At 66.5% G+C, this 25,878-nt stretch carries 23 protein-coding genes and 1 pseudogene; 10 read left to right on the forward strand and 14 right to left on the reverse strand.

Translation table 11 applies throughout. The annotated features are described in order from the left end of the window. The first annotated feature begins 9 nt into the window (after positions 1 to 9). Entirely contained in the window at positions 10 to 879 is an 870-nt protein-coding gene (locus tag KSS95_RS24395; RefSeq protein ID WP_217850438.1) for a cation diffusion facilitator family transporter, read from the forward strand. A gap of 8 nt (positions 880 to 887) precedes the next feature. On the opposite strand, the gene KSS95_RS24400 is transcribed toward KSS95_RS24395, so the two are convergent. Further along, positions 888 to 1,700 (reverse strand): DUF6515 family protein, encoded by an 813-nt coding sequence (locus tag KSS95_RS24400; RefSeq protein ID WP_217850440.1) that lies wholly within the window; start codon positions 1,698 to 1,700, stop codon positions 888 to 890. Between the two features lie 164 nt (positions 1,701 to 1,864). Between KSS95_RS24400 and KSS95_RS24405 the strand changes: the two are divergent. The 3 genes and pseudogenes from KSS95_RS24405 to KSS95_RS24415 all read left to right on the forward strand — a co-directional run bounded on the left by KSS95_RS24405 (position 1,865) and on the right by KSS95_RS24415 (position 4,104). Continuing rightward, a pseudogene (locus KSS95_RS24405) lies at positions 1,865 to 3,058 on the forward strand (MFS transporter). Between the two features lie 312 nt (positions 3,059 to 3,370). Then, a complete protein-coding gene (locus tag KSS95_RS24410; protein WP_011535815.1) occupies positions 3,371 to 3,847 on the forward strand; it encodes an Lrp/AsnC family transcriptional regulator in 477 nt (158 codons plus the stop codon). A gap of 53 nt (positions 3,848 to 3,900) precedes the next feature. Beyond that, on the forward strand, positions 3,901 to 4,104 hold the full coding sequence (locus KSS95_RS24415; protein ID WP_023631482.1) for a DUF2788 domain-containing protein: 204 nt from the start codon (positions 3,901 to 3,903) through the stop codon (positions 4,102 to 4,104). Between the two features lie 86 nt (positions 4,105 to 4,190). On the opposite strand, the gene KSS95_RS24420 is transcribed toward KSS95_RS24415, so the two are convergent. The 5 genes from KSS95_RS24420 to leuS form a co-directional block, all read right to left on the reverse strand. After that, complete coding sequence (locus tag KSS95_RS24420) at positions 4,191 to 5,507, reverse strand: lytic murein transglycosylase (RefSeq protein WP_217850441.1); 1,317 nt, start codon at positions 5,505 to 5,507, stop codon at positions 4,191 to 4,193. A 62-nt stretch (positions 5,508 to 5,569) separates the two neighbouring features. Beyond that, a complete protein-coding gene (arfA, locus tag KSS95_RS24425) occupies positions 5,570 to 5,734 on the reverse strand; it encodes an alternative ribosome rescue factor ArfA (RefSeq protein WP_134692271.1) in 165 nt (54 codons plus the stop codon). A 196-nt stretch (positions 5,735 to 5,930) separates the two neighbouring features. Continuing rightward, positions 5,931 to 6,968 (reverse strand): DNA polymerase III subunit delta, encoded by a 1,038-nt coding sequence (holA, locus tag KSS95_RS24430; protein WP_217850443.1) that lies wholly within the window; start codon positions 6,966 to 6,968, stop codon positions 5,931 to 5,933. 37 nt (positions 6,969 to 7,005) lie between these two features. After that, positions 7,006 to 7,611, reverse strand: a complete 606-nt coding sequence (locus KSS95_RS24435; RefSeq protein ID WP_217850445.1) for an LPS-assembly lipoprotein LptE — start codon at positions 7,609 to 7,611, stop codon at positions 7,006 to 7,008. A 61-nt stretch (positions 7,612 to 7,672) separates the two neighbouring features. Then, the gene (leuS, locus tag KSS95_RS24440) at positions 7,673 to 10,279 is read right to left on the reverse strand and encodes a leucine--tRNA ligase (protein ID WP_217850447.1); all 2,607 of its coding nucleotides are present in this window, start codon (positions 10,277 to 10,279) and stop codon (positions 7,673 to 7,675) included. A gap of 238 nt (positions 10,280 to 10,517) precedes the next feature. Here leuS and KSS95_RS24445 point away from each other — a divergent pair, with 238 nt between their 5' ends. Continuing rightward, a complete protein-coding gene (locus KSS95_RS24445; RefSeq protein ID WP_134692278.1) occupies positions 10,518 to 10,832 on the forward strand; it encodes a hypothetical protein in 315 nt (104 codons plus the stop codon). 115 nt (positions 10,833 to 10,947) lie between these two features. Further along, positions 10,948 to 11,709, forward strand: a complete 762-nt coding sequence (locus KSS95_RS24450) for a YdcF family protein (protein WP_217850449.1) — start codon at positions 10,948 to 10,950, stop codon at positions 11,707 to 11,709. A 143-nt stretch (positions 11,710 to 11,852) separates the two neighbouring features. On the opposite strand, the gene lnt is transcribed toward KSS95_RS24450, so the two are convergent. From lnt to KSS95_RS24490, 8 genes are all read right to left on the reverse strand, one after another. Next, entirely contained in the window at positions 11,853 to 13,370 is a 1,518-nt protein-coding gene (gene lnt / locus KSS95_RS24455) for an apolipoprotein N-acyltransferase (protein ID WP_217850450.1), read from the reverse strand. 8 nt (positions 13,371 to 13,378) lie between these two features. Beyond that, positions 13,379 to 14,218: a CorC family transporter gene (locus KSS95_RS24460; RefSeq protein ID WP_134692284.1), complete on the reverse strand. Its 840-nt coding sequence runs from the start codon at positions 14,216 to 14,218 to the stop codon at positions 13,379 to 13,381. Between the two features lie 27 nt (positions 14,219 to 14,245). Beyond that, a complete protein-coding gene (gene ybeY / locus KSS95_RS24465) occupies positions 14,246 to 14,719 on the reverse strand; it encodes an rRNA maturation RNase YbeY (RefSeq protein ID WP_217850452.1) in 474 nt (157 codons plus the stop codon). Next, positions 14,712 to 15,710 (reverse strand): PhoH family protein, encoded by a 999-nt coding sequence (locus KSS95_RS24470; protein ID WP_217850458.1) that lies wholly within the window; start codon positions 15,708 to 15,710, stop codon positions 14,712 to 14,714. Before KSS95_RS24470 ends, ybeY begins: the two co-directional genes overlap by 8 nt. Before the next feature lie 183 nt (positions 15,711 to 15,893). After that, positions 15,894 to 16,439: a tetratricopeptide repeat protein gene (locus tag KSS95_RS24475; RefSeq protein WP_217850459.1), complete on the reverse strand. Its 546-nt coding sequence runs from the start codon at positions 16,437 to 16,439 to the stop codon at positions 15,894 to 15,896. 289 nt (positions 16,440 to 16,728) lie between these two features. Further along, positions 16,729 to 18,012, reverse strand: a complete 1,284-nt coding sequence (gene hemL / locus KSS95_RS24480; protein WP_217850461.1) for a glutamate-1-semialdehyde 2,1-aminomutase — start codon at positions 18,010 to 18,012, stop codon at positions 16,729 to 16,731. Positions 18,013 to 18,029: 17 nt separating this feature from the next. Continuing rightward, positions 18,030 to 18,653, reverse strand: a complete 624-nt coding sequence (gene thiE / locus KSS95_RS24485) for a thiamine phosphate synthase (protein WP_217850463.1) — start codon at positions 18,651 to 18,653, stop codon at positions 18,030 to 18,032. Positions 18,654 to 18,667: 14 nt separating this feature from the next. Further along, on the reverse strand, positions 18,668 to 19,465 hold the full coding sequence (locus KSS95_RS24490; RefSeq protein WP_217850470.1) for a hydroxymethylpyrimidine/phosphomethylpyrimidine kinase: 798 nt from the start codon (positions 19,463 to 19,465) through the stop codon (positions 18,668 to 18,670). 265 nt (positions 19,466 to 19,730) lie between these two features. On the opposite strand from KSS95_RS24490, the gene KSS95_RS24495 reads away from it, so the two are divergent. From KSS95_RS24495 to KSS95_RS24510, 4 genes are all read left to right on the forward strand, one after another. After that, a complete protein-coding gene (locus KSS95_RS24495; protein ID WP_217850472.1) occupies positions 19,731 to 21,722 on the forward strand; it encodes a sensor histidine kinase in 1,992 nt (663 codons plus the stop codon). A 272-nt stretch (positions 21,723 to 21,994) separates the two neighbouring features. Next, positions 21,995 to 23,647, forward strand: coding sequence for an acyl-CoA dehydrogenase family protein (locus KSS95_RS24500; RefSeq protein WP_217850479.1), 1,653 nt, complete (start codon positions 21,995 to 21,997; stop codon positions 23,645 to 23,647). Between the two features lie 106 nt (positions 23,648 to 23,753). Continuing rightward, entirely contained in the window at positions 23,754 to 25,217 is a 1,464-nt protein-coding gene (gene amn, locus KSS95_RS24505) for an AMP nucleosidase (RefSeq protein ID WP_217850481.1), read from the forward strand. A gap of 6 nt (positions 25,218 to 25,223) precedes the next feature. Beyond that, the gene (locus KSS95_RS24510; protein ID WP_225935546.1) at positions 25,224 to 25,853 is read left to right on the forward strand and encodes a pseudouridine synthase; all 630 of its coding nucleotides are present in this window, start codon (positions 25,224 to 25,226) and stop codon (positions 25,851 to 25,853) included. Positions 25,854 to 25,878 lie beyond the last annotated feature (25 nt).

Below are 25,878 nucleotides of genomic sequence, written 5' to 3' on the forward strand. Positions count from 1 at the left end.
ACCCAAGGCATGACCACCTCGGCCGAACACCAACGCCTGCTGCGCCTGGCCACCCGCGCCTCGCTGACGGTGGCCAGCATCCTGGTCCTGAGCAAGGCCGTGGCCTGGTGGCTCAGCGGCTCGGTCAGCCTGCTGGCCGGGCTCACCGACTCGGCGCTCGATGCGGTCGCCTCGTTGCTCAACCTGCTGGCGGTGCATTACGCACTGCGCCCGGCCGACGACGACCACCGCTTCGGCCATGGCAAGGCCGAGGCCCTGGCCGGCATCGCCCAGGCCCTGTTCATCGGCGTCAGCGCGGTGCTGATCGGGGTGCAGGCGGTGCAGCGCCTGCAAGCGCCAGAGCCGTTGGGCGATACCGCCGCGGGCATCGCGGTGATGCTGCTGTCACTGGTGCTGACCGTGGCGCTGCTGGCGTTGCAGCGCAAGGTCGTGCGCCTGACCGGCTCCACCGCGGTACGGGCCGATTCCCTGCATTACCGCTCCGACCTGCTGCTCAATGGCAGCATCCTGCTGGCGCTGCTGCTGGCACGGTTTGGCTGGCCGCAGCTGGATGCGCTGTTCGGGCTGGGGATCGCCTTGTACATCCTCTGGAGCGCGGTGCAGATTGCCCGGGAAAGCACGGCGATCCTCATGGACCAGGAGCTGCCGACGGATGTCAGCGAGCGCATGCGCGAACTGGTGCTGGCGATCCCCGGGGTGCAGGGCGCGCACGACCTGCGCACGCGGGTATCGGGCAGCCACTGGTTCGTGCAGTTGCACCTGGAGTTGCCGGCGCAGTTGCCGCTGCACGAGGCCCATGCGTTGTGCGTGCAGGCGTCGCAGGCGATTCGGGCGCGCTACCCACGGGCCGATGTGATGGTGCATGCCGACCCCGTGTAACGACGGCGTCAGTGAGTGCTGTACCCCCGCCCGCTCAAGCATGCCGCCAGTGCCCGCCGGTAGTTGCCCGCCACATTCGCCGGCGGCGCATAGCTGGCCGTGGCCGGGTCGAACCCCGACTGGCTGACCGCCCAGCGGTGGCACTGGAAGCGGTCCTGCTCCTGCTGCTCCGGCCCCTGCCCGTACATCGGGTAGGCCACCACGTCATAGCCCTGGGGCTGCTGCGCAGGCGGCGCAGGCGCCAGCGAGGGTGGGTTGACCACCACATAGTCGCGGCTGTCGGCCTGGTACTGGTAGTAGGTGTCCGCCATCAGGAAGAACAGTGCCCCATCCAGCCACACCTCGCGGGCATAAGGCGGCAAGTAGCCGATCCTCACCCCATAGGGCGGCGTGACCACCACATAGCCGCCGCTGTGCGGGCGATACCAGTAGCCGCCGGAATAGTAATAGTCCTGCCCACGATAGGGCACCTTCCAATGGCGATCCGGGAAGTGTTCGACCTGGTGCCCCGGATGGTATTGCGGCCCCGGCCCCCAGCCATTGCCATGGCCGTCCGGCCGGCCCGACCAGTCTCCGCCCGGACGCTGCCCTGGGCCGCCGGCCTGCCAGTAACGGTTGTCGCCATAGCGGCGGGGGATGTCCTGGTAGTAACCCTGGCGCGGCGGCTGGGTCTGGCGCACTTCGTCGCGTGAGGTAAGCGGCGAGCCGCGTTGCGCGCCTTGGCCGTCATGCCCTGCCCCGGGCTCTTGGGCCAAGGTGCCCAGGCTGATGCCCATGCCCAGCAAACCAACGCCGGCCCACTGCCAGATGCGCAACCTCATGATCTTCCTCTCGATGAAAACACTTGCCCTTGCAGGCCCACAGTCTACCGCGAGCGCCCATACCAACAGATGAAAGTGACGACAGCAACGGCTGGCTTGCAGCCTTTACATACATAGCGTATGAATACTTAATCATACGGAATGAATGTAAAGGAATCCCGCCCATGCCCAACCCTTATCGCGCGTTATTTGCCCCCGCCGGCACCCGCGCCTTCACCGCCGCCGGATTGCTGGCGCGCCTGCCGCTGCCCATGAGCGGAATCGGCATCATCACCCTGCTGGCCCAGGCGCGTGGCAGCTATGCCCTGGCCGGGTCGGTGGCGGCGACCTTCGTGCTGGCCTACGCCCTGCTCTCGCCCCAGGTCTCGCGCCTGGTGGATCGCCTGGGCCAGCGCCGGGTGCTGCCGCCGGCCGCCTTGCTGAGTGTGCTGGGCCTGCTGCTGATGGCCGCTTGCGCCGGGTTGGGCAGCGCCAGCTGGATGCTGTTCGTGGCGGCCCTGCTCAGCGGCTGCATGCCGAGCATGTCGGCCATGGTCCGGGCGCGCTGGACCCAGCTGTATCGCGGCCAGCCGCAGTTGCAGAGCGCCTATTCGCTGGAGACCGTGCTCGACGAAGTCAGCTTCATCACCGGGCCACCCCTGGCGGTCGGGCTCAGTGTCATGCTCTGGCCCCAGGCCGGCCTGCTGGCCGCCGCCACATTGCTCGCCGTGGGTACCACCGCGCTGGTGCTGCAGACCGCCAGCGAACCAACGCCTGCGGCCAGCGCCCCCTCGACCCCGCTGCCCGCGGCTTGGCGCCTGGCCAGCGTGCGCCGGCTGAGCCTGCTGATGGCGGCGATGGGGCTGATCGTCGGTACGGTGGATATCGTCAGCGTGGCCTTCGCCAGCGAACAGGGCCAGCCGGCTGCCGCCAGCCTGGTGCTGTCGGCCTATGCCGCGGGCTCGTGTAGCGCCGGGTTGCTGTTCGGCGCCCGGCGCTGACCGTTGCCCTTGCCGCGGCAACTGTTGCTCGGCGCCCTGGCCACCGCCCTGAGCACCTTGCCGTTGCTGCTGGCGAGCAATCTCGCCTGGCTTGGCGTTAGCGTATTGCTGGCCGGGGTGTGCTTCGCCCCGACCATGATCGTGGCCATGGCCCTGGTCGAGCGCAGCGTGCCGGCCCGGCAATTGACCGAAAGCCTGACCTGGCTACTGGCCGGGCTGAACGTCGGCGTGGCGATCGGGGCGGCCAGCGCCGGGCAGTGGCTGGACCTCGCCTCGCCGCGCAGTGCGTTCTGCATTGCGCTGGTCGGCGGGCTGCTGGTGCTGCTGGTCGCCGCATGGGCACGCAGGCCTGCGCTGGCGGTGAATCTGGCGCAATAAAAAAGGGAGACCTGATGGTCTCCCTTCTGCAATTGTCGTCCGTGCTCGGCGCTTGTGACACCGGCTCACCTCGCGCCGTCTTCTGGACGGTGCGTAGCCCGGGGGCCTGGCGGATCCTGTTGGATGGCTGGCCGCGACCGCCCGCCTAGGGCGCGTCGCCGTGGACTGATGTCCGGGCAGTGATTCTGTTGATAAAGATAGGCCAGGCGCCGGGGCAGAGGATTGCGAAGATTGCTCTGATAAATAGCGCTTGCGCAATTTTTCACTCAGGATCGATAATTCGCCGCAATCCGAACAGAAAAGGCCTTTTCCATGAGCAAGCTCGACCGCTACGACCTGAGCATCCTCGCCGAATTGCAGCGCGATGCGCGCATCTCCAACCAGGAGCTGGCCGAACGTATTGGCCTGTCGCCGTCGCCCTGCTCGCGCCGGGTCAAGCAGCTCGAGGACGATGGCTACATCTCGCGCCAGGTGGCGCTGCTGGACCGCAAGAAGCTCGGCCTGAGCCTGACCGCCTACGTACTGATCGGCATGGACCGCCACACCCCCGAGCGTTTCGAGACTTTCGAGGCGGCGATCCGCAGCCTGCCCCAGGTGCTCGAGTGCAGCCTGGTCACCGGGATGGACGCCGACTACCAGCTTAAAGTGGTGGTGCCAGACATGGACCACTACCAGAAACTGCTGCTCGGCAGCCTGACCCGTATCGAGGGGGTGACCAGCGTGCGTTCGAGCTTCGTGCTCAACCAGGTGCTGGCCAGCACCGAGCTGCCCTTGACCCACCTGCGTTGAATCCCTGCGCGCCCGGCGTATGATCGTGGGCTCAATCTGCCTGGAGTGAACCGATGGATCCCGCAGTATTCGAAGAATGGATGATGATCATCCTCGTCACCGTGCTGATCGCCTTCATGGGCTTCATCGTCTGGGACCTGGCGAAGAAGTCCAAGGCTGGACGCTTCGGCACGCTGATCCTGTTCTTCGTGCTGGGCCTTGGCGTGCTGGCGTTCATCATCAAGAGCGTGGTGGTGGGGTTTCTGGAGGGCGTTTAGGTACCTGCCTCGCGCGCCCTGGCAAACACTCATCTTGTAGGAGCGGCCTTGTGTCGCGAAAGGGCCGCGCAGCGGCCCCAAAATGCTCAGCGCGGACGCAGGCTGTCGAGCAGCTTGTGCGTCGGATAGCCATCGGCCGGCCAGCCCTGGGCCTGCTGCGCATTGCGGATGGCCTTGCGGGTATTGGCGCCGATGATCCCATCGGGGTTGCCCGCCTCGTGGCCGCTGGCGTTGAGCAGGGTCTGCAGTTCGATCCGCTCGCTGCGGCTAAGCGGCAGGTCCTCTTTTGGCCAGCTGCCAGCGATGAAGCCCCAGCCCGAGAAGCGATCGCCCAGCAGGCTCACCGCCAGCGCATAGGACGACGAGTTGTTGTACTTGAGGATCGCGCGGAAGTTGTCCAGCACCAGGAACGCCGGGCCACGGGCGCCGGCAGGCAGCAGCAGGGCGGCGGACAGCTGGTTGCTGCCGGCCGGCAGTTGCGTGCCGGTGGGCAGCTTCACGCCCAGTTGCAGCCAATCGCTGACGCTCTTGCGTTGGCTGCCATCGGCCAGCCACCAGTCGAACCCGGCCGGTACCTGCACCTCGAAGCCCCACGGCTGGCCACGCTTCCAGCCGGACGCCTGCAGGTAGTGCGCGGTCGACGCCAGGGCGTCGGCGGTGCTGTTCCAGATATCGCGGCGCCCGTCGCCGTCGAAGTCCACGGCGTGGGTGAGGTAGGTGGTGGGGATGAACTGGGTCTGGCCCATGGCGCCAGCCCACGAGCCGCGCATGGCCTCGGGCTGGATGTCGCCGTTCTGCAGGATTTGCAGGGCGGCGATCAGCTGGTCCTGGGCGAACTGCGGGCGACGGCCCTCATAGGCCAGGGTGGCCAGCGAGCGGATCACCGACTTGCTGCCCTGGAACTGGCCAAAGTTGCTCTCCATGCCCCACACCGATACCAGCACCTGGCGATCGACCCCGTAGCGCTGCTCGATGCGGCTGAGCAACTCGGCATTTTGCTCCAGCAGCTTCTTGCCGTTGCGCACGCGCAGAGGCGACAGGGCGCCGTCGAGGTATTCCCAGACCGGGCGGGTGAATTCGGGTTGGCTGCGGTCGGCCTTGATCACGTCCATGTCCGGGGTGACGCCGAGGAAGGCGCGATCGAACAGGCTGGGGCTGATGCCGGCTTGCAGGGCTTGCTGGCGGAAATTCGCCTGCCATTGGGCAAAGGTCTGCAGGGGCTGGATTTCATTGCTGGTATCGACGCTGGCGGACGGCAGCGTGACGACCGGGGCGGGCTGGGCGGGTGCCAGCGGCAAGGCGTCGGCGGCGGTGGGTTTCTCGGCGCAGGCGACGAGCAGGATGAAGCTGGTGGCCGCGATCAGCTGGCGAGGTTGCCAGCGTAGAGTGGGACGAGAGGGCATGCACAGATCCAGAATTGCAGGTCAGGTGCCGACCATACCATGCTTGCGCCTTTCATGCCTTTTCAGGCCGCCATAAAGCAGGAAGCCTCCCAATCTCTCGATTGGAAGGCTTCGCGGCGGTAGCTGCCTTTGCCTTTTTCGGCCCGTTCCTGGCGGCAGCGGAACAGGGGTTGGGCGATGATCGACTTGGCCTTGTTGGGGCCGTGCTTTTTCGGCTTTTTGCTCATGGTGGGGGTCCCGGTTGGGTTGGATTCGGGGCGGACTTTAGGCCTTGGGGCAATGTAGGGCCAATTGATTGTGTTTATGGCTGAGATCCTGGGGCCGCTTCGCGCCCCTTTCGCGACCCAAGGCCGCTCCCACAGGGACGCACGCACTCCTGTGGGAGCGGCCTTGTGTCGCGAAAGGGCTGCGAAGCAGCCCCAGCTATTGCGAAGGAAGCCCCAATCGCTGGCCAGCCATCAACAGCGACAGCCGCGCCAGGCTGGTCCAGGGCGAGCCTTCGGCCTGGCCCTTGATCTGGGCATCGATGCGCTGGGCATCCTGCAGCAGCATGGCCCAGCGCTGCGCCGAGAGGCGTTGCAGGGCCTTGCTGACCAGCGGCCGGCGTTTGTCCCACACCGGCGGCCGGGCCTGGCTGAACGCCTTGTCCAGCGGCACGCCCTGGCTGAACTGTTGCGCCAGCCCGGCCAGCAGGCGCAGTTCGCGGGCCAGTGCCCAGAGGATCACCGGCGGTTCGACCCCCTCGCCACGCAGCCCTTCGAGCATGCGCAAGGCATGCGCGGCCTCGCCGTTGAGGATGGCATCGACCAGGCCGAAGACATCGAAGCGGGCGCTGTCGGCCACGGCCGCCTGCACCGTCTCGACAGTGATCTGGTTGCCTTCGGCGAGCAGCTTGAGTTTCTCGATCTCCTGGGCCGCCGCCAGCAGGTTGCCCTCGACCCGCGCGGCGATCAGGTCCACGGCGTCGCGCTGGGCCGACAGGCCCGCCTGGGACAGGCGCTGGTTGATCCATTGCGGCAACTGCTGGGCGTCCACCGGCCAGATCTGGATGAACTGGCACTGGCCACCCTCGATCAACGCCTTGCCCCACTTGGTCTTCTGCGCGCTGCCATCGAGCTTGGGCAGGCTGATCAGCAGCACGGTGTCCTCGGCGGGCTTGGCGCAGTATTCGATCAGCGCGGCTGCGCCTTTGTCACCGGGCTTGCCGGAGGGCAGGCGCAGCTCCAGCAGGCGGCGCTGGGCGAACAGCGACAGGCTGGCGCCGGCCAGCAGCAGGTTGCCCCAGTCGAAGTTGGCGTCGGCGCTGAACACCTGGCGTTCATCGTAGCCTTGCTGGCGCGCCGCGCCGCGAATGGCGTCGGCGGCTTCCTGGCACAGCAGCGGGTCGTCGCCGCTGACGATATAGACAGGCGCAAGCGTGCCTTGCAGGTGCTTGTTGAGTTGGGCGGGGGCGAGCTTCATGGCGAAGGGCGGGGCACCTCAGGTGCCCCGTTCGGGCTCAGGGAGCCGGGATTTCCAGCGGCGATTGCTGCGGCGTCTCGTCCTGGACGCGCTGGGCTTCGCGCAGGGCGCGGGCCTCGGCCTCGGCGCGGGCGTTGGCCTTGCGTTGCAGGTCGTCGAGATGGGCAGGAGTCAGTTGCTGCAGGCGGGCCATCATGCCTTGCACCAGGTCACGACGGATTTCTTCGCGAACCTGGATGGCTTCCTGGCCGGAGCCGTTGATGTTGTTGCCGTCGTACACGTAGTACTTCTGCACTTGCAGCTTGTCTTCGAGCAGCAGGGTGTCGTTCTGGCCTTGCAGTGCGTAGTTCAGCACGGTGGTCAGTTCGTATTCCGCCGAACGGGTGCCGCCGGTATAGCTCGCGGCGCGCTGGGTTTCCTGCTCGTTGGTCAGCACCAGCTTGTAGGGGGCCGAGGCATACACCTTGACGCCGCTGCTTTCCAGGCTGCGACGCAGTTGCATCACGGTGGCGCCGTACTGGTTGCGGGCGCTGAGGTCCAGCTCCTTGATGCTCAGTTCGTTGGTGCCGGTGCCGCGCAGCTGGAAACCGCAGGCGCTGAGCATGACGGCCAGGCCCATTACCAGCAGATTGCGTTTGATCATGTTGTTGCTCCCTCGTGGACCGATTACGCCCGCCTGCGCTTTGCGCCGGCGGGCGTTGCCATCAGTTGGCGACGATATTGACCAGTTTGCCCGGTACGACGATGACCTTGCGGATGGTCAGGCCATCGATGAAGCGCAGGACATTCTCGTTGTTGCGGGCAGCGGCCTCGACTTCCTCGCGGCTGGCGGCGGCGGGCATTTCCACCTGGCCGCGCAGCTTGCCGTTGACCTGGACCACCAGGGTGACGGTGTCCTGCACCAGCGCAGCGTCATCCACGGCCGGCCAGCCGGCGTCGATGACGGCCTGGTCGTGGCCCAGCTGTTGCCACAGCTCGTGGGAGATGTGCGGGGTGATCGGCGCCAGCAGCAAGGTCACGGCCTCGAGGCCCTCCTGCAGCAGGGCACGGTCCTGGGCGGTGGCTTGCGGGGCTTTTTCCAGCACGTTCATCACGGTCATCACCTGGGCGATGGCGGTGTTGAACTTGTGGAACTGGCCCACATCGGTGCTGGCCTGCTTGATCGCGGCGTGAATGGCGCGGCGGATGACCTTCTGCGCGTCGTCCAGCGCGGCGACATCCAGCTGGCCTGGCAGGCCCTGGGCCACGTGGGCCTGGGCCAGGCGCCAGACACGGCGCAGGAAGCGGCTGGCACCCTCGACGCCGGAGTCGGACCATTCCAGGCTCATGTCGGGCGGCGAGGCGAACATCATGAACAGGCGGCAGGTGTCGGCGCCGTACTGGTCGATCATCGATTGCGGGTCGACGCCGTTGTTCTTCGACTTCGACATCTTCTCGGTGCCGCCGATTTCCACCGGCAGGCCGTCGGTCTTCAGGCGTGCGCCGATGATCTTGGCCTTGGCGTCGCGCTCGACTTCGACGTCGGCCGGGTTGAACCAGTCCCGACCGCCATTGCTGGCGACACGGTAGTAGGTTTCGGCGACGACCATGCCCTGGGTCAGCAGGTTCTTGAACGGCTCGTTGGAGGTCACCAGGCCTTCGTCGCGCATCAGCTTGTGGAAGAAGCGCGCGTACAGCAGGTGCAGGATCGCGTGTTCGATACCGCCGATGTACTGGTCCACCGGCAGCCAGTGGTTGGCCGCTTTCGGGTCGACCATGCCGCCCTCGTAGTTGGGCGAGGCGTAGCGGGCGAAGTACCAGGACGACTCGACGAAGGTGTCCATGGTGTCGGTTTCGCGCTTGGCCGCAGCGCCGCATTTCGGGCAGCTGCAGGCGTAGAACTCAGGCATGCGCGCCAGGGGCGAACCGGCACCGTCCGGCACCACGTTCTCCGGCAGTACGACCGGCAGCTGGTCTTCGGGCACCGGCACGTCGCCGCAGGCTGGGCAGTGGATGATCGGGATCGGGCAGCCCCAGTAGCGCTGGCGGCTGATGCCCCAGTCGCGCAGGCGGAACTGGGTGCGCGACTTGCCGAGGTCCTTGCGGATCAGCGCAGCCTCGATGGCGTCGAAGGCGCCCTGGAAGTCCAGGCCGTCGAATGCGCCGGAGTTGATCAGCTGGCCGTGCTCGCCATAGGCGGCCTGCCATTCGCTGCCGACCTGGTCACCGGCGCTGGTGCGCACCACCGCCTTGACCGGCAGGTTGTACTTGTGGGCGAACTCGAAGTCGCGCTCGTCGTGGGCTGGCACCGCCATCACGGCGCCATCGCCGTAGTGCATCAGCACGTAGTTGGCGACCCACACCGGCAGTTTCTCGCCGGTCAGCGGGTGCTCGACGCACAGGGAAGTGGGCATGCCCTTCTTCTCCTGGGTGGCCATGTCGGCCTCGGCGACGCTGCCGCCTTTGCATTCTTCGATGAACGCCTGCAGCGTTGGGTTGCCCTGGGCCGCCTGGGTAGCCAGCGGGTGCTCGGCGGCAACCGCGACGTAGGTGGCGCCCATCAGGGTGTCCGGACGGGTGGTGAAGACCTTGAGGGTGCCTTCATGGCCAATGCTGGCCTGGTCGAACGGGAACTGCACTTCCATGCCGCGCGACTTGCCGATCCAGTTGCGCTGCATGGTCTTGACCTGTTCAGGCCAGCCCGGCAACTCGTCGAGGCTTTCCAACAGCTCGTCGGCGTAGTCGGTGATGCGGAAGTAGTACATCGGGATTTCGCGCTTCTCGATCAGCGCGCCCGAACGCCAGCCACGGCCATCGATGACCTGCTCGTTGGCCAGGACCGTCTGGTCGGCCGGGTCCCAGTTGACGGTACCGTTCTTGCGGTAGATCACGCCCTTTTCGAACAGGCGGGTGAACAGCCACTGCTCCCAGCGGTAGTAGTCCGGCTTGCAGGTGGTGACTTCACGCGCCCAGTCGATGGCCAGGCCCAGGCTCTTGAGCTGGGTCTTCATGTAGTCGATGTTTTCGTACGTCCACTTGGCCGGTGCGACGTTATTCTTCATCGCGGCGTTTTCCGCCGGCATGCCGAAGGCATCCCAGCCCATCGGCTGCAGCACGTTCTTGCCCAGCATACGCTGGTAGCGGGCGATCACGTCACCGATGGTGTAGTTGCGCACGTGCCCCATGTGTAGCTTGCCGCTCGGGTACGGGAACATCGACAGGCAGTAGTAGGTGTCCTTGCCTGGCTGTTCGGTAACAGCGAACGATTGTTGCTCGTCCCAGTAGGTCTGGGCGGCGGCTTCGATATCACGGGGTGTGTATTGTTCGTGCATGGCTACTTTGCATTTAGGGATAAGAGACATGTTCCAGGCAGCGCAACCTCGCTGCGTCCGGCACTCCGGTGTCGTGTAAGAGTGAACGCCGTAGCATACATGAGCGTCGCGCGTCGTGGGAAACCCAGTTTGCATTGGCGCTCGCGCGGGCCGTTGGTCGCGGCGCCCGGTCGCTTTTGCGAGTGACGCTAAGCTCAGGTGTGGGGGGAGATATTCTTACCTTCAATGAGGTGAACGGATGGGAGAGTCGCAGCTAACCACGAGCAAACCGGAGCTTTACGAACGCCTGATCGACCGCCTGGGCCTGGCGCTGGAAGTGGCCAGGACCTCGGTCAGATTGCGCGACGAGATGCCCGCCGAACTGGAGTTGCGTGGCCTGAGCCATGCCGAGTTCGAAGTGATCAAGGCCTACCTGGAATCCCTCCCGGAGGGCCGTTTTGCCAGCGCCGGTGCTTATCCGCAGCCGCAACCGTCCTCGGCCAGAATCGTCTGGCTCAAGGACCGCAAGCGTTCCGCCGCCCCAGCAAGCGCGCGGACACTGCCGTCCCGATAGTCGATCAGGGTTGTAGCCGCTGGTACTTCACAGTTGTCGCTATCGATCGGCGCCGGTTGCCCTTGAGGCCCGGTGCCGATCCTCTTAGGCTGCACGCCTTCCATGGAGGTGTGTGATGCCGTTTCGCTTTTTTCTCAAACAATGGCTGATGCCGCCCGGCGTTCTGTTGCTGTTGCTGCTGGCTGCCTGGTGGTGGCGCCGGCGTCGACCACGGTTGGCGGCGGCCTGCTTCGCCCTGGGCCTGGGCGGCTTGTGGCTGATGAGCTTGCCGTGGGTCGTGGAGCATGCCGCCCGGGCGCTTGAAACCGAGCCGGCGTTGCGCGTCGATGACTGGGCGAACCTGGCGTCCAGGGCCGATGCCATCGTGGTGCTCGGGGCCGGGCGTGATCGCGGTGACCCGGCCTGGGCCGATGCCGACCAGCCGAGCTACATGGCGCTGGAGCGCATGCGCTATGCGGCCCAACTGGCCAAGGCCTCGGGCTTGCCGGTGCTGACCAGCGGCGGCCTGCACTACGGCACGCCGCCCAGCGAAGCGCAGTTGATGGCCGAGCGCCTGCAGGCCGATTTCGGCGTGCAGGTCGCCTGGAAAGAGCAGGCCAGCCGGACCACCTGGGAAAATGCCGCGTTCAGCGCCAAGTTGCTGCAGCCCCTGGGCATCCGCCGCGTGGTGGTGGTGACCCAGGCCTGGCACATGCAGCGCTCGCGCTGGAGCTTCGAGCGGGCGGGCCTGGAAGTGGTGCCCGCGCCTGTCGGCTTCCTCGGCCGCGACCACGCCCGCCCATTCGCCGGCTTGCTCCCGGAAAGCCGGGCGATGTGGCAGAGCGGGCAGTTGCTCAACGAGGCGGTGGGGTTGCTGGGGTATCGGTTGTTCTATTGATGTCCAGCGTACAGGGCCCCTGTAGGAGCAGCGATCGGAAAGGGGGGCGAAGCACCCCCAGGATTTGTGCATCGGCTGGTATCGCCGGGGCCGCTGCGCGGCCCTTTCGCGACACAAGGCCGCTCCTACAGGGGTATCTTCGCTTAGACGGTCCTGGCGATTCGCCCGGCCAGCAGCGCCCAGCCCAGCAGCAGCGCGCAGACGATCGCCAGCGGCCACGAACGCCATTGCAGGTAGGGCGTCAGCTGTTGCATCGGCACCACTTCGCCGTACAGCACCGCGCGCTGGAACTGCGGGACCTGAGCGGTGATCCTGCCGAACGGGTCGATCAGCGCGGTCACGCCGTTGTTGGTGGCGCGGATCATCCAGCGTCCGGCCTCCAGGGCACGCATCTGGGCCATCTGCAGGTGCTGCAGCGGGCCGATCGAGGTGCCGAACCAGGTGTCGTTGCTGATGGTCAGCAGCAGGTCGCTGCGTGCGGCAAGGCCGGCGGCGAACTCCGGGTAGACCACTTCGTAGCAAATGTACGGGGCAACCTGGTAACCCTTGGCCTGCAACAGTGGCTGGTCCTCGGGGCCGCGGGCGAAGTCCGACATCGGCAGGTTGAAGAACTCGATCAGCCCGCGCAGCATGTCCTGCAGCGGCACGTATTCGCCGAACGGCACCAGCTTCTGCTTGAGGTAGGTGCCGTCGCCTTCACCGCTGACGGTGACGCCGTTGTAGTAGCGGCGCTGCTGATGCACCACCTGGCGTACCGGCACCCCGGTGATCAGCGCCGAATGCCGCTCGGCGGCAAAGGCGCCCATCATGTCGATGTAGCCCTGGGCCTGGTCCTTGAGCACGGGCACGGCGGTTTCCGGCCATACCAGCAGGTCGACCGGTTTCGAGCTGAAGCTCATGTCGCGGTACAACGCCAGTTGCGCGTTGACGTGCGCCGGGTCCCATTTCAGATCCTGCTCGACGTTGCCTTGCAGGGCGGCGACCTTCAGCGGGTCTCCGGCGGGGACGGTCCAGGCGTGGTCCTTCAGGGCCAGGCCGACAGCCCAGGGCGCCAGCAACAGCAGCACGCCCACGGCCAGGAACGCGCGACGCTCGCGCAGGCGGTACAGGTTGCACAGCAGGGCGGCGCTCAGGGCCAGGGCGAACGACACCAGCCACACGCCGCCCAGCGGGGCAAGCCCGGCGAGCGGGCCATCGAGCTGGCTGTAGCCGGCGTAGAGCCAAGGGAAGCCGGTGAGGAACCAGCCGCGGAACGCCTCCTGCAGCAGCCACAGGGCGGCGAAGCACAGGGCGTCGGCCAGCGGCGCTTCGTCCCGGCGCAGCCAGCGCGCCCAGAGCCAGGCGGGCAGGGCGAAGAACAACGCCAGGCAGGCGAAGAACGCCAGCAGCAGCAGGATCGCCAACAGTGGCGAGGCGCCACCGTAGGTGTTCATGCTGACGTAGATCCACCAGGTGCCGGCGCCATACAGGCCGAAACCGAAGCACCAGCCACGGCCCAGGGCCTGGCGCGGGGTCAGTGTGCGCAGGCCGGCGTAGAACAGGGCGATGGACAGCAGCGCCAGCGGCCAGATGTCGAACGGCGCCAGGGCCAGGAGGGTGGAGGCGCCGGCCGCCATGGCCAGCAGGTTACCGGGCCAGCCGGGGCGGGTGATCCAGCGCATGGTGTTCCTTAACGGTTGATCGGGGTCAGACGCAGCAAGTGTATCCGCCGGCTGTCGGCGTTGAGAATACGGAAGCGGTAGCCGCCGATCTCGGTGGTCTCGTTGCGCTTGGGCAGGTGGCCGAAGGCGCTCATCACCAGGCCGCCGACAGTGTCGAACTCGTCATCGGAGAACTCGCTGTCGAAGAACTCGTTGAAGTTCTCGATCGGGGTCAGCGCCTTGACCAGGAAGTCGCCACTGGGCAGCGGCTTGATGTAGCTGTCTTCCTCGACGTCGTGCTCGTCCTCGATGTCGCCGACGATCTGCTCGAGCACGTCCTCGATGGTCACCAGGCCCGCCACGCCGCCGTATTCGTCGATGACCACGGCCATGTGGTTGTGGTTGGCGCGGAACTCGCGCAGCAGCACGTTCAGGCGCTTGGACTCGGGCACGAAGGTGGCCGGGCGCAGCAGGTCCTTGATGTTGAAGCTGTCGCCGTTTTCCTTGAGGATCAGCGGCAGCAGGTCCTTGGCGAGCAGGATGCCGAGCACATCGTCATGGCTCTCGCCGATCACCGGGTAGCGCGAGTGCGCGGCGTCGATCACCGCCGGCAGGAACTCGCGTGGCGACTGGCTGGCCTTGATGCTGATCATCTGCGAGCGCGGCACCATGATGTCGCGCACCTGCAGGTCGGCGACCTGGATGGCGCCTTCGACGATGGTCAGCGCTTCGCTGTCGAGCAGCTTGTTCTGATGGGCTTCGCGCAGCAGCTCGAGGAGCTCCTGGCGGTTTTTCGGCTCATGGGCAAAAGCCTGGGTCAGTTTACCCAGCCAGGACTTTTGCCCGTTGCTCGATCGATCTTCGCTCATGGCGGTTACTCGTGATCCTTGCAGTGTTCAGTGTGTGATTGAATCGGTTTCGTCGTCGGCGTACGGGTCCGGGTGACCCAGTTCCGCAAGCAATTGCCGTTCCAGCGCTTCCATTTCCTCGGCTTCCTCATCGTCAATGTGGTCGTAGCCGAGCAGGTGCAGGCAGCCATGGATGACCAGGTGCGCCCAGTGTGCCTCCAGGGTTTTTCCCTGTTCGGCGGCCTCGCGCTCGACCACCGGCACGCAGATGACCAGGTCGCCCAGCAGCGGGATATCGAGCAGGTCGTCGGGCACATCGGCGGGGAAGGACAACACGTTGGTGGCGTAGTCCTTGTGCCGGTAGGTGTGGTTCAGCTCGCGGCCTTCGGCTTCGTCCACCAGGCGGATGGTCATTTCCGAGTCGGCGCTGCGCTGGCGCAGGGCCAGCTCGCACCAGCGGCGGAAGGCGGCGTCATCGGGGGCAGCGGCGTCGGTGGCCCGTTGCAGGTCGAGTTCAAGCATCTTTGCCGGGCGCCTCGGGCTTGGCCTGACGGGCGTCGAAGCGGTCGTAGGCTTCGACGATGCGCTGTACCAGCGGGTGGCGCACCACGTCCTTGGGCTGGAAATGGGTGAAGCTGATGCCCGGCACGTCCTTGAGCACCTCGATCACATGGGCCAGGCCCGACTTGGTGCCGCGTGGCAGGTCGACCTGGGTGATGTCGCCGGTGATTACCGCGGTCGAGCCGAAGCCGATGCGGGTGAGGAACATCTTCATCTGTTCCAGCGTGGTGTTCTGGCTTTCGTCGAGGATGATGAAGCTGTTGTTCAGCGTGCGACCGCGCATGTAGGCCAGCGGGGCGATCTCGATCACCTGGCGCTCGATGAGCTTGGCCACGTGCTCGAAGCCGAGCATTTCGTACAGCGCGTCATACAGCGGGCGCAGGTACGGGTCGATCTTCTGCGCCAGGTCGCCCGGCAAGAAGCCCAGTTTCTCGCCCGCCTCGACCGCCGGGCGCACCAGCAGGATGCGCCGCACCTGCTCGCGCTCCAGCGCGTCGACGGCGCAGGCCACGGCCAGGTAGGTCTTGCCGGTACCGGCCGGGCCGATGCCGAAGTTGATGTCGTTGGCCAGGATCTCCTTGACGTAGCGCTGCTGGTTGACGCCGCGCGGGCGGATGTTGCCCTTGCGCGTGCGCAGCGAGACGCTGACTTCATTGACGGCGGGGTTTTCGAGGGTCTCGACCGTCGATTCCTGGAGATACAGGTGCACGGTTTCCGGCGACAGGTCGGTGGCCTTGGTCTCGCGATAGAGGCGGCGCAGCAGCTGTTCGGCGGCGGAGGTGGTTTTCGGTTCGCCAATCAGTTCGAACTGATTGCCGCGGTTGCGGATTTCGATGGCCAGGCGCTGTTCGATCAGGCGCAGGTGCTCGTCGAACTGGCCGCACAAGTTGGCGAAACGGTGGGCCTCGAAGGGTTCGAGGATGAAACGATGGGGTTGTATGGGTGCGTTCAAGGTCGTTTTTAGCCGCTCGACGGCAATGAATGTGAACTCAAGAATAACCCTTGCGTGGCAGTGGCGAAAGCACTGAAACGATCAAGGGTTGCTGCGTGCCTGTCGCCGGCAAGCTGGCGACAGGGCCGGAACTGGCAGCATGCATGGCTTGCTTTACACGGATGTGTCGGTCGCTGAGGCAGGTCAGGGCAGGGGCGAGAACGGCGTGCGCCCTTCGGCGTTCTGCAGTTCCAGCAGGTATTTGCGGAAGATCTGGCCGAGTACCTGGGTGGCGTGCTCGAGCTCGTCGCGGGGCATCTGCTCGGTGACCTCGTCGGCCATGTCCAGGGCATCCTCGGCGCCGTTGACCGCGGCGATCTTCAGCAGGATATAGGCCTGCACGTTGTTGGCCTTGACCCCTTCGCCATGGAAGAACATCGAGCCGAGCCGGTACTGGGCCTGGGCCTGGCCTTGCAGCGAGGCTTTTTCGAACCACTTGAGGGCGTTGTCCAGCTGCCGTGGCGTGGCGCTGTAGTAGAACTCGCCGAGTTCGTACTGGGCTTCGGCATCCCCGCTTTGCGCCGCTTGCTCACAGGCTTGCAGCGCGCTCTCCCGGTCCTCGGGCGCAGCATCGAGGGTGCAGCGGCCCGCCGCCGGAATCAGCAACGAGTTACCGCCCTCCGCCAGGGCCAGCAGGGGCTGAAGAAGCAACAGGCAGCCCAGGGTCAGGGCGCGGCCGGTGCGGTTCATGGGGATCGACTTACCTCTGCAAAGCTGCGGCCAATGTCTCTGGTGGCACATTATGGGATAAGCAGCGCCTACCTTACAAAGTTTTACTCAGATTTCTACTTGGCTGGGGACGTCAGCGGGTTGTGCATGGGTACTTATTGCCTGTACTGGCCCCTGTGGGAGCGGCCTTGCGTCGCGAAAGGGCTGCACAGCAGCCCCAGCAATCCATGCATTTTTGCTGAAATCCTGGGGCCGCTCTGCGGCCCTTTCGCGACGCAAGGTCGCTCCCACAAAGGCGCGGTGCAGCGACTTACTTCAGGGCAGCAAAAGCCTTTTCGGCTGCATCCAGGGTGATCTGCAGCTCCTTGTCGCCGTGGGCGATGGAGGTGAAGCCAGCCTCGAACGCGCTTGGCGCCAGGTACACGCCACCTTCGAGCATCAGGTGGAAGAAGCGCTTGAAGCGCTCGGCATCGCTGGCCATCACGTCGTCGAAGGTGACGATGTCGTCGGCACCGCTGAAGTACAGGCCGAACATGGCGCCGGCTTGGGTGGTGACGAACGGCACGCCTGCAGCATCGGCACGCTGTTGCAGGCCGTCGAGCATGCGGCTGGTGAAGGCACTCAGCTCGTCATGGAAGCCCGGGCGGCTGATCAGCTTCAGGGTGGTCAGGCCGGCGGCCATGGCCAGCGGGTTGCCCGACAGGGTACCGGCCTGGTAGACCGGGCCGAGCGGGGCGATGCAGCCCATGATCTCGCGCTTGCCGCCGAAGCAGCCGACCGGCATGCCGCCGCCGACGATCTTGCCGAAGGTCGACAGGTCCGGGGTGATGCCGTAGTAGCCCTGGGCGCCGCCCAGCGACACACGGAAACCGGTCATCACCTCGTCGAAGATCAGCACCACGCCATGCTTGTCGCACAGGCTGCGCAGGCCTTCGAGGAAGCCTGGCGCCGGCGGCACGCAGTTCATGTTGCCGGCCACCGGCTCGACGATGATGCAGGCCACGGTCTGGCCGACCTCGGCCAGGGTCTTCTCGACCGCGGCGATGTCGTTGAACGGCAGGGTCAGGGTGTGCTTGGCGAAGTCCGCCGGCACCCCGGCGGAGCTCGGCACGCCCTGGGTCAGCAGGCCGGAGCCGGCCTTGACCAGCAGGCTGTCGGAGTGGCCGTGGTAGCAGCCTTCGAACTTGATGATCGCGTCACGGCCGGTGTAGCCACGGGCCAGGCGGATGGCGCTCATGGTGGCTTCGGTGCCGGAGCTGACCATGCGCACCATTTCCATCGACGGCACGATCGAGCAGACCAGGTCGGCCATCTCGGTTTCCATGGCGGTCGGCGCGCCATAGGACAGGCCGTGTTCCAGCTGCTTGCGTACCGAATCCAGGACCTGTGGATGGGCATGGCCGAGGATCATCGGGCCCCAGGAGCCGACATAGTCGACATAGCGCTTGTCGTCTTCGTCGATGACATAGGCGCCTTCGGCGTGCTTGAAGAACAGCGGCGTGCCGCCGACGCTCTTGAAGGCGCGGACCGGCGAGTTGACGCCGCCGGGGATGTGTTTCTGGGCTTGGGCGAACAGGGCTTCGGAACGGGACATGGGATTTTCTCTCGAAATCAGCAAGCGAACAGGGCGTTGAAGGCGCGGGCGCGGCGGGTGACTTCCTGCGCGCTGTCGGCACCGAACAGGCCGTGGATCACCGCCAGCAGGTCGGCACCATGGGCGACCAGCGGGGCGGCGTTGTCGAGGGTGATGCCGCCGATCACGGCGATCGGCAGCTTGACCTGGGCGCGGGCTTGCTCGAGCAAGTCGACGCCGGCAGCCGGGGCGCCCGGCTTGGTCACGGAATTGAAGAAGCGGCCGAAGGCAACGTAGCTGGCGCCTTCGCTGGCGGCCTGCTGCGCAAGCGCCAGGCTGGCATGGCAGGTGGCGCCGATGATCGCCTGGCGGCCGAGCAGGGCGCGGGCCGGCGTCAGCGGACCATCGGTCTGGCCCAGGTGCACGCCGACGCCCAGGCGCGCGGCCAGCTCGGCGTCGTCGTTGATCAGCAGCTGGGTGCCGTAGCGCTCGCAGAGCTTGCGCAGCGCTTCGCCCTCACGCAGGCGGCGGGCCGCGTCGTCGCTCTTGTCGCGGTACTGCAGCAGGCAGACGCCGCCCTCCAGCGCCGCTTCGACATGGGAGAGGAAACGGCCGGCAAGCAGCTGGCTATCGGTGATCGCATACAGACCGCGGAGCGTCATGGGGTGGCCTCGTGTCAGGAGCAGAAATCCAGGGGCAGGCGGCGCGGCACGTACTGGCCCTTGCCCAGCTGCTCGGCGTCACGCAGGGTGCGCCAGGTGTAGTCCAGGGCGCTGCGCACCGCGCTGCTCAGCGCCTCGCCCAGGGCCAGGCGGCCGGCCAGGGCGCTGGCCAGGGTGCAACCTGAGCCGTGGTAGCTGCCCGGCAGGCGCTGGCAGGTCCAGGTGTGCTGCTGGCCGTCGCGGCTGTACAGGCGGTTGTGGATTTCCACTTCGTCGCCGTGACCGCCGGTGATCAGCAGGTGTCTACAGAACGGCAGGAGCTTCTCGGCGCACTGGTCTGCGGTGCCTTCGGGCAACTCGGCGAGGATGCGTGCTTCCGGCAGGTTCGGCGTGGCAATGGTGGCCAGCGGCAACAGCCGTTCGCGCAGCGCATAGCCAACCTCGTCCTTGCCCAGTCGACCACCGCCGCCGGCACGCAGCACCGGGTCGCAGACCAACGGCAGGTGCGGGTGGGCGGCCAGCAGTTCGGCGACGGTGTCGACCATCTTGATCGAGCCGAGCATGCCCAGCTTGACCGCGGCCACCGTGGAGTCGGCCAGCACGGCGTTGGCCTGGGCCAGCACCCACTCGCGGTCGAGCACGCGGAAGTCGGAAACGTTGACGGTATCCTGCACGGTCAGGGCGGTCACGGCGGGAGCGGCGTGGCAACCTTGGGCGATCAGGGCTTCGATATCTGCCTGCAGCCCGGCGCCACCACTGGGGTCGTGGCCGGAGAGACAGAGGACAACGGGGCGGGAGCTGTAGGTATTCATGGTCGGCGAGCTTATCACCAAACCTTTTTGCGCGGATCAGCCACGCGGGGTTAATTCCTGATCGAGTGGTCAAAAGGTGTTGGTGGTTGACTCTGTAATGCCCGTGCTAGAGCCTTTCATGGCAAAAATGATGTGGCCTCTGGTCGGGCTGGAAAGCTATGCTAGAGTGCTCGGATAACTCGATGAACGGCACTGCCGGATCACGTCGTCTCAAATGGACAGGAGGCAACCGCGACGCGACCGTGACAGGCCAGGCTGGGGCTGTATGCGCTATTTGCTGATTGTGCTGCTGGGCTGTGTGCCCCTGTTCGCTGGGGCGGTCGCTTTCGACGACAGTACCGGGCGTCTGCCGTTGGGCCGGTTCATGCAGGTCTATGAAGACCACGACGGCAGCGCCAGTATTGCCCAGGTCAGTTCGGCCGCGTTCGCCAACCGCTTTCAGGCCCATGAGCACGAGGTGCTCAATGCCGGCTATTCGACCTCGGTGTTCTGGCTGAAGGTCGACCTGGCCTACGCCGCCGCCCCCTCCGCCGCGCCGCGCCAATGGTTGCTGGAACTGGCCTACCCGCCGCTGGACCACCTCGAACTCTACCTGGCGGACGCCCAGGGCGTGTACCGCCTGGCCGGGCGCACCGGCGACGCGCTGCCCTATGCCAGCCGGCAGATCCAGCAGAACAACTACCTGTTCGAACTGCCCCTGCACCCAGGCCAGGCCACCACCGCCTACCTGCGCCTGCACAGCCAGGGCTCGATCCAGGCGCCGCTGACCCTGTGGTCGACCGAGGCCTACCTGCAAGACCAGCCCACCCGCCTGTACCTACTGGGCATGATCTACGGCGTGCTGCTGGTGATGCTGGTGTACAACCTGTTCATCTACCTCAGCGTGCGCGACACCAGCTATCTCTACTACATCCTCTATATCGGCGCGTTCGGGCTCTACCAGGTGTCGGTCAACGGCGCCGGCATCGCCTATTTCTGGCCCAACAGCCCCTGGTGGGCGAATGCCGCGACGCCGCTGTTCATCGGCGCCGCCGGCGTGTTCGGCTGCCAGTTCGCCCGCCATTTCCTGCAACTGGGGCGCCTGAGCCGCGGCTTCGATCGCCTGCTGCTGCTGCTGATGGCGGCGGGCGCGCTGGTAATGCTGATGGCGCTGACCCTGCGCTACGGCGTGGCCTTGCGCATGGCCACGCTGCTGGCGCTGCTGTTCACCGTGAGCATCTTCAGCGCCGGGCTGTACGCCTGGTGGCGTGGGGTGCGGGTGGCGCGCTGGTTCATCATCGCCTGGACGGCGTTTTTGCTCGGCGGCCTGGTCAACACCTTGATGGTGCTGGGCTACCTGCCCAATGTATTCATCACCATGTATGCCAGCCAACTGGGTTCGGCGCTGGAGGTGGCGCTGTTGTCGCTGGCCCTGGCCGACCGCATCAACAGCCTGCGCGAGCAACAGGCGCAAACCCTGCGCGACACTGGCCGCACGCTGGAGCAACTGAACCTGCAACTGGCCCGCAGCAATCGGCTCAAGGATGAGTTCCTCGCCACCGTGACCCACGAACTGCGCACGCCGATGAACGGCGTGATCGGTTCGCTGGAGCTGCTGCATACCCTGCCGATGAGCGCCGAGCAGGCGCAATACCATCGCACCGCCACCGGCTCAGCCCAGGACATGATGGCGATGGTCGACGATATTCTCGTGCTCACCGAACTGCAGGCTGGGCGGTTGCGTAGCCATGGCGTGCCGTTCAGTCTGCGCCGGTTGCTCCAGGAACTGCGCGCCGGCTATGCCGGGCAGGCCCTGGCCAAGGGCCTGTACCTGAGCCTGGACATCCCCGCCGAGCTGCCCGACAACCTGCTGGGCGATGCCCAGAAACTGGCGCGCTGCCTGGCCTGCCTGGTGGACAACGGCTTGAAGTTCACCCACCAGGGCGGCGTCACCGTGCAGGCCCGGGGGCGGCGGACCGGGCCCGACACCCTGGCCCTGAGCCTGACCGTCAGCGACAGCGGGATCGGTTTCGACGACCTCGACCAGGCGCTGTTGTACCAGCGCTTTTCCCAGGTGGACGGGTCGATGACCCGGCGCTACGGCGGCCTGGGGATCGGCCTGTCGATCTGCCGGCAGCTGAGCGAGTTGATCGGCGCGAGCTTGTCTCATGAATCCACGCCCGGGCTGGGCAGCCGCTTCGAGTTGAGCCTGGTCCTTGCCGTGGCGCAGGTGCAGGTAGCACCGACGCCTGTCGCATCGGGCCTGGAGCGCTTCTGACGAGTGATGGCGGTCACGCGTTCCCGGTAGGAGCGGCCTTGTGTCGCGAAAGGGCCGCAAAGCGGCCCCGGCGATCTTTGTTTCATGCTCGATTCTGGGGCCGCTGCGCGGCCCTTTCGCGACACAAGGCCGCTCCTACAGGGGCAGTGCAGGGTTTGAGGGGGCGGTCAGGGCGCGAAGCGCCCCCATGTAGTCCGTTTTGTCACTTTGACTGACCGGCCTGCGGTGCTTCACTGGGTTATCCAGGCATGAGCGGATCCAGGAGGCCCCCGATGAACCTGCACCAGTTCGCCGAAACCCACGAAGTCACCAACCAGCCACCGCCCCTCGACGGCGCCAACCTGTATCGCCTCGACCTGCCGCTACAGGCGTGGTCGCGGCGTTTCGGCGCTGGTTGGGCCGAGGCGCGGATCGACGCCTATGGCGCGCTGGCCGGTGGTCCATTGATGGCGGCGGGCTTCCTGGCCAATGCCCACAAGCCCGAGTTCAGCAGCCATGACCGCTATGGCCGGCGCATCGACCTGGTGGAGTTCCACCCCGCCTACCACGAGCTGATGCGCACCGCCGTCGAGCATGGCCTGCCGTCGCTGCCCTGGGCCGAGCCGCGGGCCGGCGCCCATGTCGCCCGGGCCGCGATGACCTACCTGCACAGCCAGGCCGAAGCCGGCACCGGCTGCCCGTTGACCATGACCTTCGCCGCCGTGCCGGCCCTGCGCCTGCAACCGGAGCTGGCGGGCTACTGGCTGCCGAAGATCCTGGCCCGCGAGTACGACCCGCGCAATGTCGGCGACCGGCACAAGGCCGGGGTGACGATCGGCATGGCGATGACCGAGAAGCAGGGCGGCACCGACGTGCGCGCCAACACCACCCGCGCCTACCCGGTGGGTGCGCCGGGGCCGGGCCAACCCTACGAGCTGGTGGGGCACAAGTGGTTCTGCTCGGCGCCGATGTGCGATGCCTTTCTCACCCTGGCGCAGACCGACAAGGGGCTGAGCTGCTTCCTGCTGCCGCGTCATCGGCCGGACGACCAGCGCAACCAGTTCTACATCCAGCGCCTGAAGAACAAGCTCGGCAACTGCTCCAATGCCTCCAGCGAGGTGGAGTTCCGTGGTGCCTTGGCCTGGATGGTGGGCGAGGAGGGCCGTGGCGTGCCGACCATCATCGAGATGGTCGCCATGACCCGTTTCGACTGCATGGTCGGCTCCAGCGCCCTGATGCGCCAGGCCCTGACCCAGGCCGCGCACCATTGCGCGCACCGCAAGGTCGGCGGGCGGGTGCTGGCCGAGCAGCCGCTGATGCAGAACGTGCTCGCCGACCTGGCGCTGGAAAGCGAGGCCGCCCTGGCCCTGAGCCTGCGCATGGGCCAGGCGCTGGACCAACTGGACGATCCGCAGCAGGCGCACTTCGCCCGGCTGGTGACAGCCGTGGGCAAGTACTGGATCTGCAAGCGCGCCCCGGGGATGATCAACGAGGCCGCCGAGTGCCTGGGCGGCGCCGGCTATGTCGAGGACAGCATCCTGCCCCGGCTGTACCGCGAGGCCCCGGTCAACTCGACCTGGGAAGGCTCGGGCAACGTGCAGTGCCTGGACGTGCTGCGGGCCCTGTCGAAGGAGCCCGGGGTGCTCGAGGCGTTGTTCGTCGAACTGGGCGATGGCCATGGCGACCCACGCCTGGCGGCGTTTATCGGCAACCTCAAGGGCGCGTTCGCCGATACCGACGACATCCAGTACCGCGCACGGCAACTGACCGAGGACATCGCCGTGGCGCTACAGGCCAAATTGTTGCTGGAGGCGGGCAACGCCACGGTGAGCGATGCATTCATCGGCAGTCGCCTGGGCGCCGGCGGGCGGGTGTATGGCGCCTTGCCGCGCGGGGTGGATGCCGTGGCGCTGGTGGCCAGGGCCACGCCTGTCTGGGCGGGTTGAAAACCGCTCGGGCAAGCAATTGCACGGCACCGACACTGGGGGTGTATTTGCCTGGCAACGCAGGCAAGATGGCTGGCATGCATGTTCCCAAGACAGGAAGCCCAGCGTGAGCCAAGCGTTTGAAGTCGTAGCTACCCCCGAACAGGCCGTCGACCGACTGGCGGCCTTGCATGCACAGGCCACCGGGGCCCTGAGCCAGGCCCTCAAGCGTTACCTCAAGGACCGCACCGAACCGGGCGACGACGAGCGGGCATTGTTCCGCTACCCGGCGCTGCGCCTGACCTACTTCAGCCAGGGCGAAGTCGCCGCTACCACCCGCGCCTATGCCAAGGTCCAGGTGGCCGGCACCTACAGCGTCACCGTGACCCAGCCCGCGGCGTTTCGCAGCTACCTGCTTGAGCAACTGCGCCCGCTGATGCACGACTACACCGTGACCGTCGAAGTCGGTGTCAGCGAGCAGAACATTCCCTACCCCTACGTGGTCGACCAGGGCGACGAACTGGCCGGCAGCGGCATCACCGCCGCGCAACTGGCGCGGGTGTTCCCCAGCACCGACCTGTCGGCAGCCACCGACAACATCGCCGACGGCCTGTACGACTGGGAAAGCGCCCAGACCCTGCCGCTGGCGTTGTTCGATGCTGCCCGCGTCGACTTCTCGCTGCGCCGCCTGGTGCACTACACCGGCAGCGACTGGCGGCATGTGCAGCCGTGGATCCTGCTGACCAACTACCACCGCTATGTCGACCAGTTCATCGCCCATGGCCTGGAGCAACTGCGCGACGACCCGCGCTTCGTGCGCATGGTGTTGCCGGGCAACGTGATCATCGACAAGGGCATGGACAACGGCGAGGCCCAGGCCCTGGTGGCCGGGGTGGTCTGGCACCGCTACCAGATGCCGGCCTACCACCTGATCGCCGCCGACGGAGATGGCGTGACCCTGGTCAACATCGGTGTCGGCCCGTCCAACGCCAAGAACATCACCGACCACCTGGCCGTGCTGCGCCCGCACTGCTGGTTGATGATCGGCCACTGCGGTGGCCTGCGCCAATCGCAAACCATCGGCGACTATGTGTTGGCCCACGCCTACATGCGCCGCGATGGTATTCTCGACCGCGTGGTGCCGCCGAACATCCCGATCCCGGCCCTGGCCGAAGTGCAGCTGGCGCTGCAGGAGGCTGCGGCCCAGGTTACCGGCCAGCGTGGCGACCAGCTGAAGAAGCGCCTGCGCACCGGCACCGTGCTCACCTACGACGACCGCAACTGGGAACTGCGCTGGGCCCAGGAACGGCCGTTGATCAACCTGTCCCGCGCGGTGGCGGTAGACATGGAAAGCGGCACCATCGCGGCCCAGGGCTATCGCCTGCGGGTGCCGTACGGCACCTTGCTGTGTGTTTCGGACAAGCCGCTGCACAGCGAGATCAAGCTGCCTGGCTCGGCCAACGCCTTCTACAACCGCGCGGTCAGCCAGCACCTGAAGATCGGCATTGCCGCCCTCGACCTGCTGCGCACCGAGCTCAACTCGCTGCACTCGCGTAAACTGCGCAGCTTCGATGAGCCGCCGTTCCGCTGAGGATCCATGTCCCTGCCCCCCCGCAACACACCGCGCCGCCCGGCGGCGCGTCCTGCCGGCCCGCGTCGCCAGCCCAAGGCGCCGCCGGCCGAGCCGCGCCTGATCCTGTTCAACAAGCCGTTCGATGTGCTCACCCAGTTCAGCGACGGCGAGGGGCGCGCCACGCTCAAGGACTATATCGACATCCCCGGCATCTACCCGGCCGGGCGCCTGGACCGTGACAGCGAAGGCCTGTTGCTGCTGACCAACGACGGCCGCCTGCAGGCGCGCATCGCCGACCCCAGGCACAAATTGGCCAAGACCTACTGGGTACAGGTGGAGGGCGAGCCGAGCGCCGAGCAGTTGCAGCGCCTGCGCGAGGGCGTCGAGCTCAACGACGGGCCGACCTTGCCGGCCGAGGCGCGCCTGCTCGACGAGCCAACGCTATGGCCGCGTAATCCGCCGGTGCGCTTTCGCAAGAGCGTGCCGACTGCCTGGCTGGAACTGGTGATTCGCGAAGGGCGCAACCGCCAGGTGCGGCGCATGACCGCGGCGGTGGGCTTGCCGACCTTGCGCCTGGTGCGGGTGAGGATTGGCGACTGGACCCTCGAAGGGCTCGACCAGGGCTGCTGGCGCGAAGTGCCGGCCAAGCTCTGAATCGCACGCGCGCCCCGTGTAGGAG

Source organism: Pseudomonas muyukensis (genome assembly GCF_019139535.1).
GTDB lineage: Bacteria > Pseudomonadota > Gammaproteobacteria > Pseudomonadales > Pseudomonadaceae > Aquipseudomonas > Aquipseudomonas muyukensis.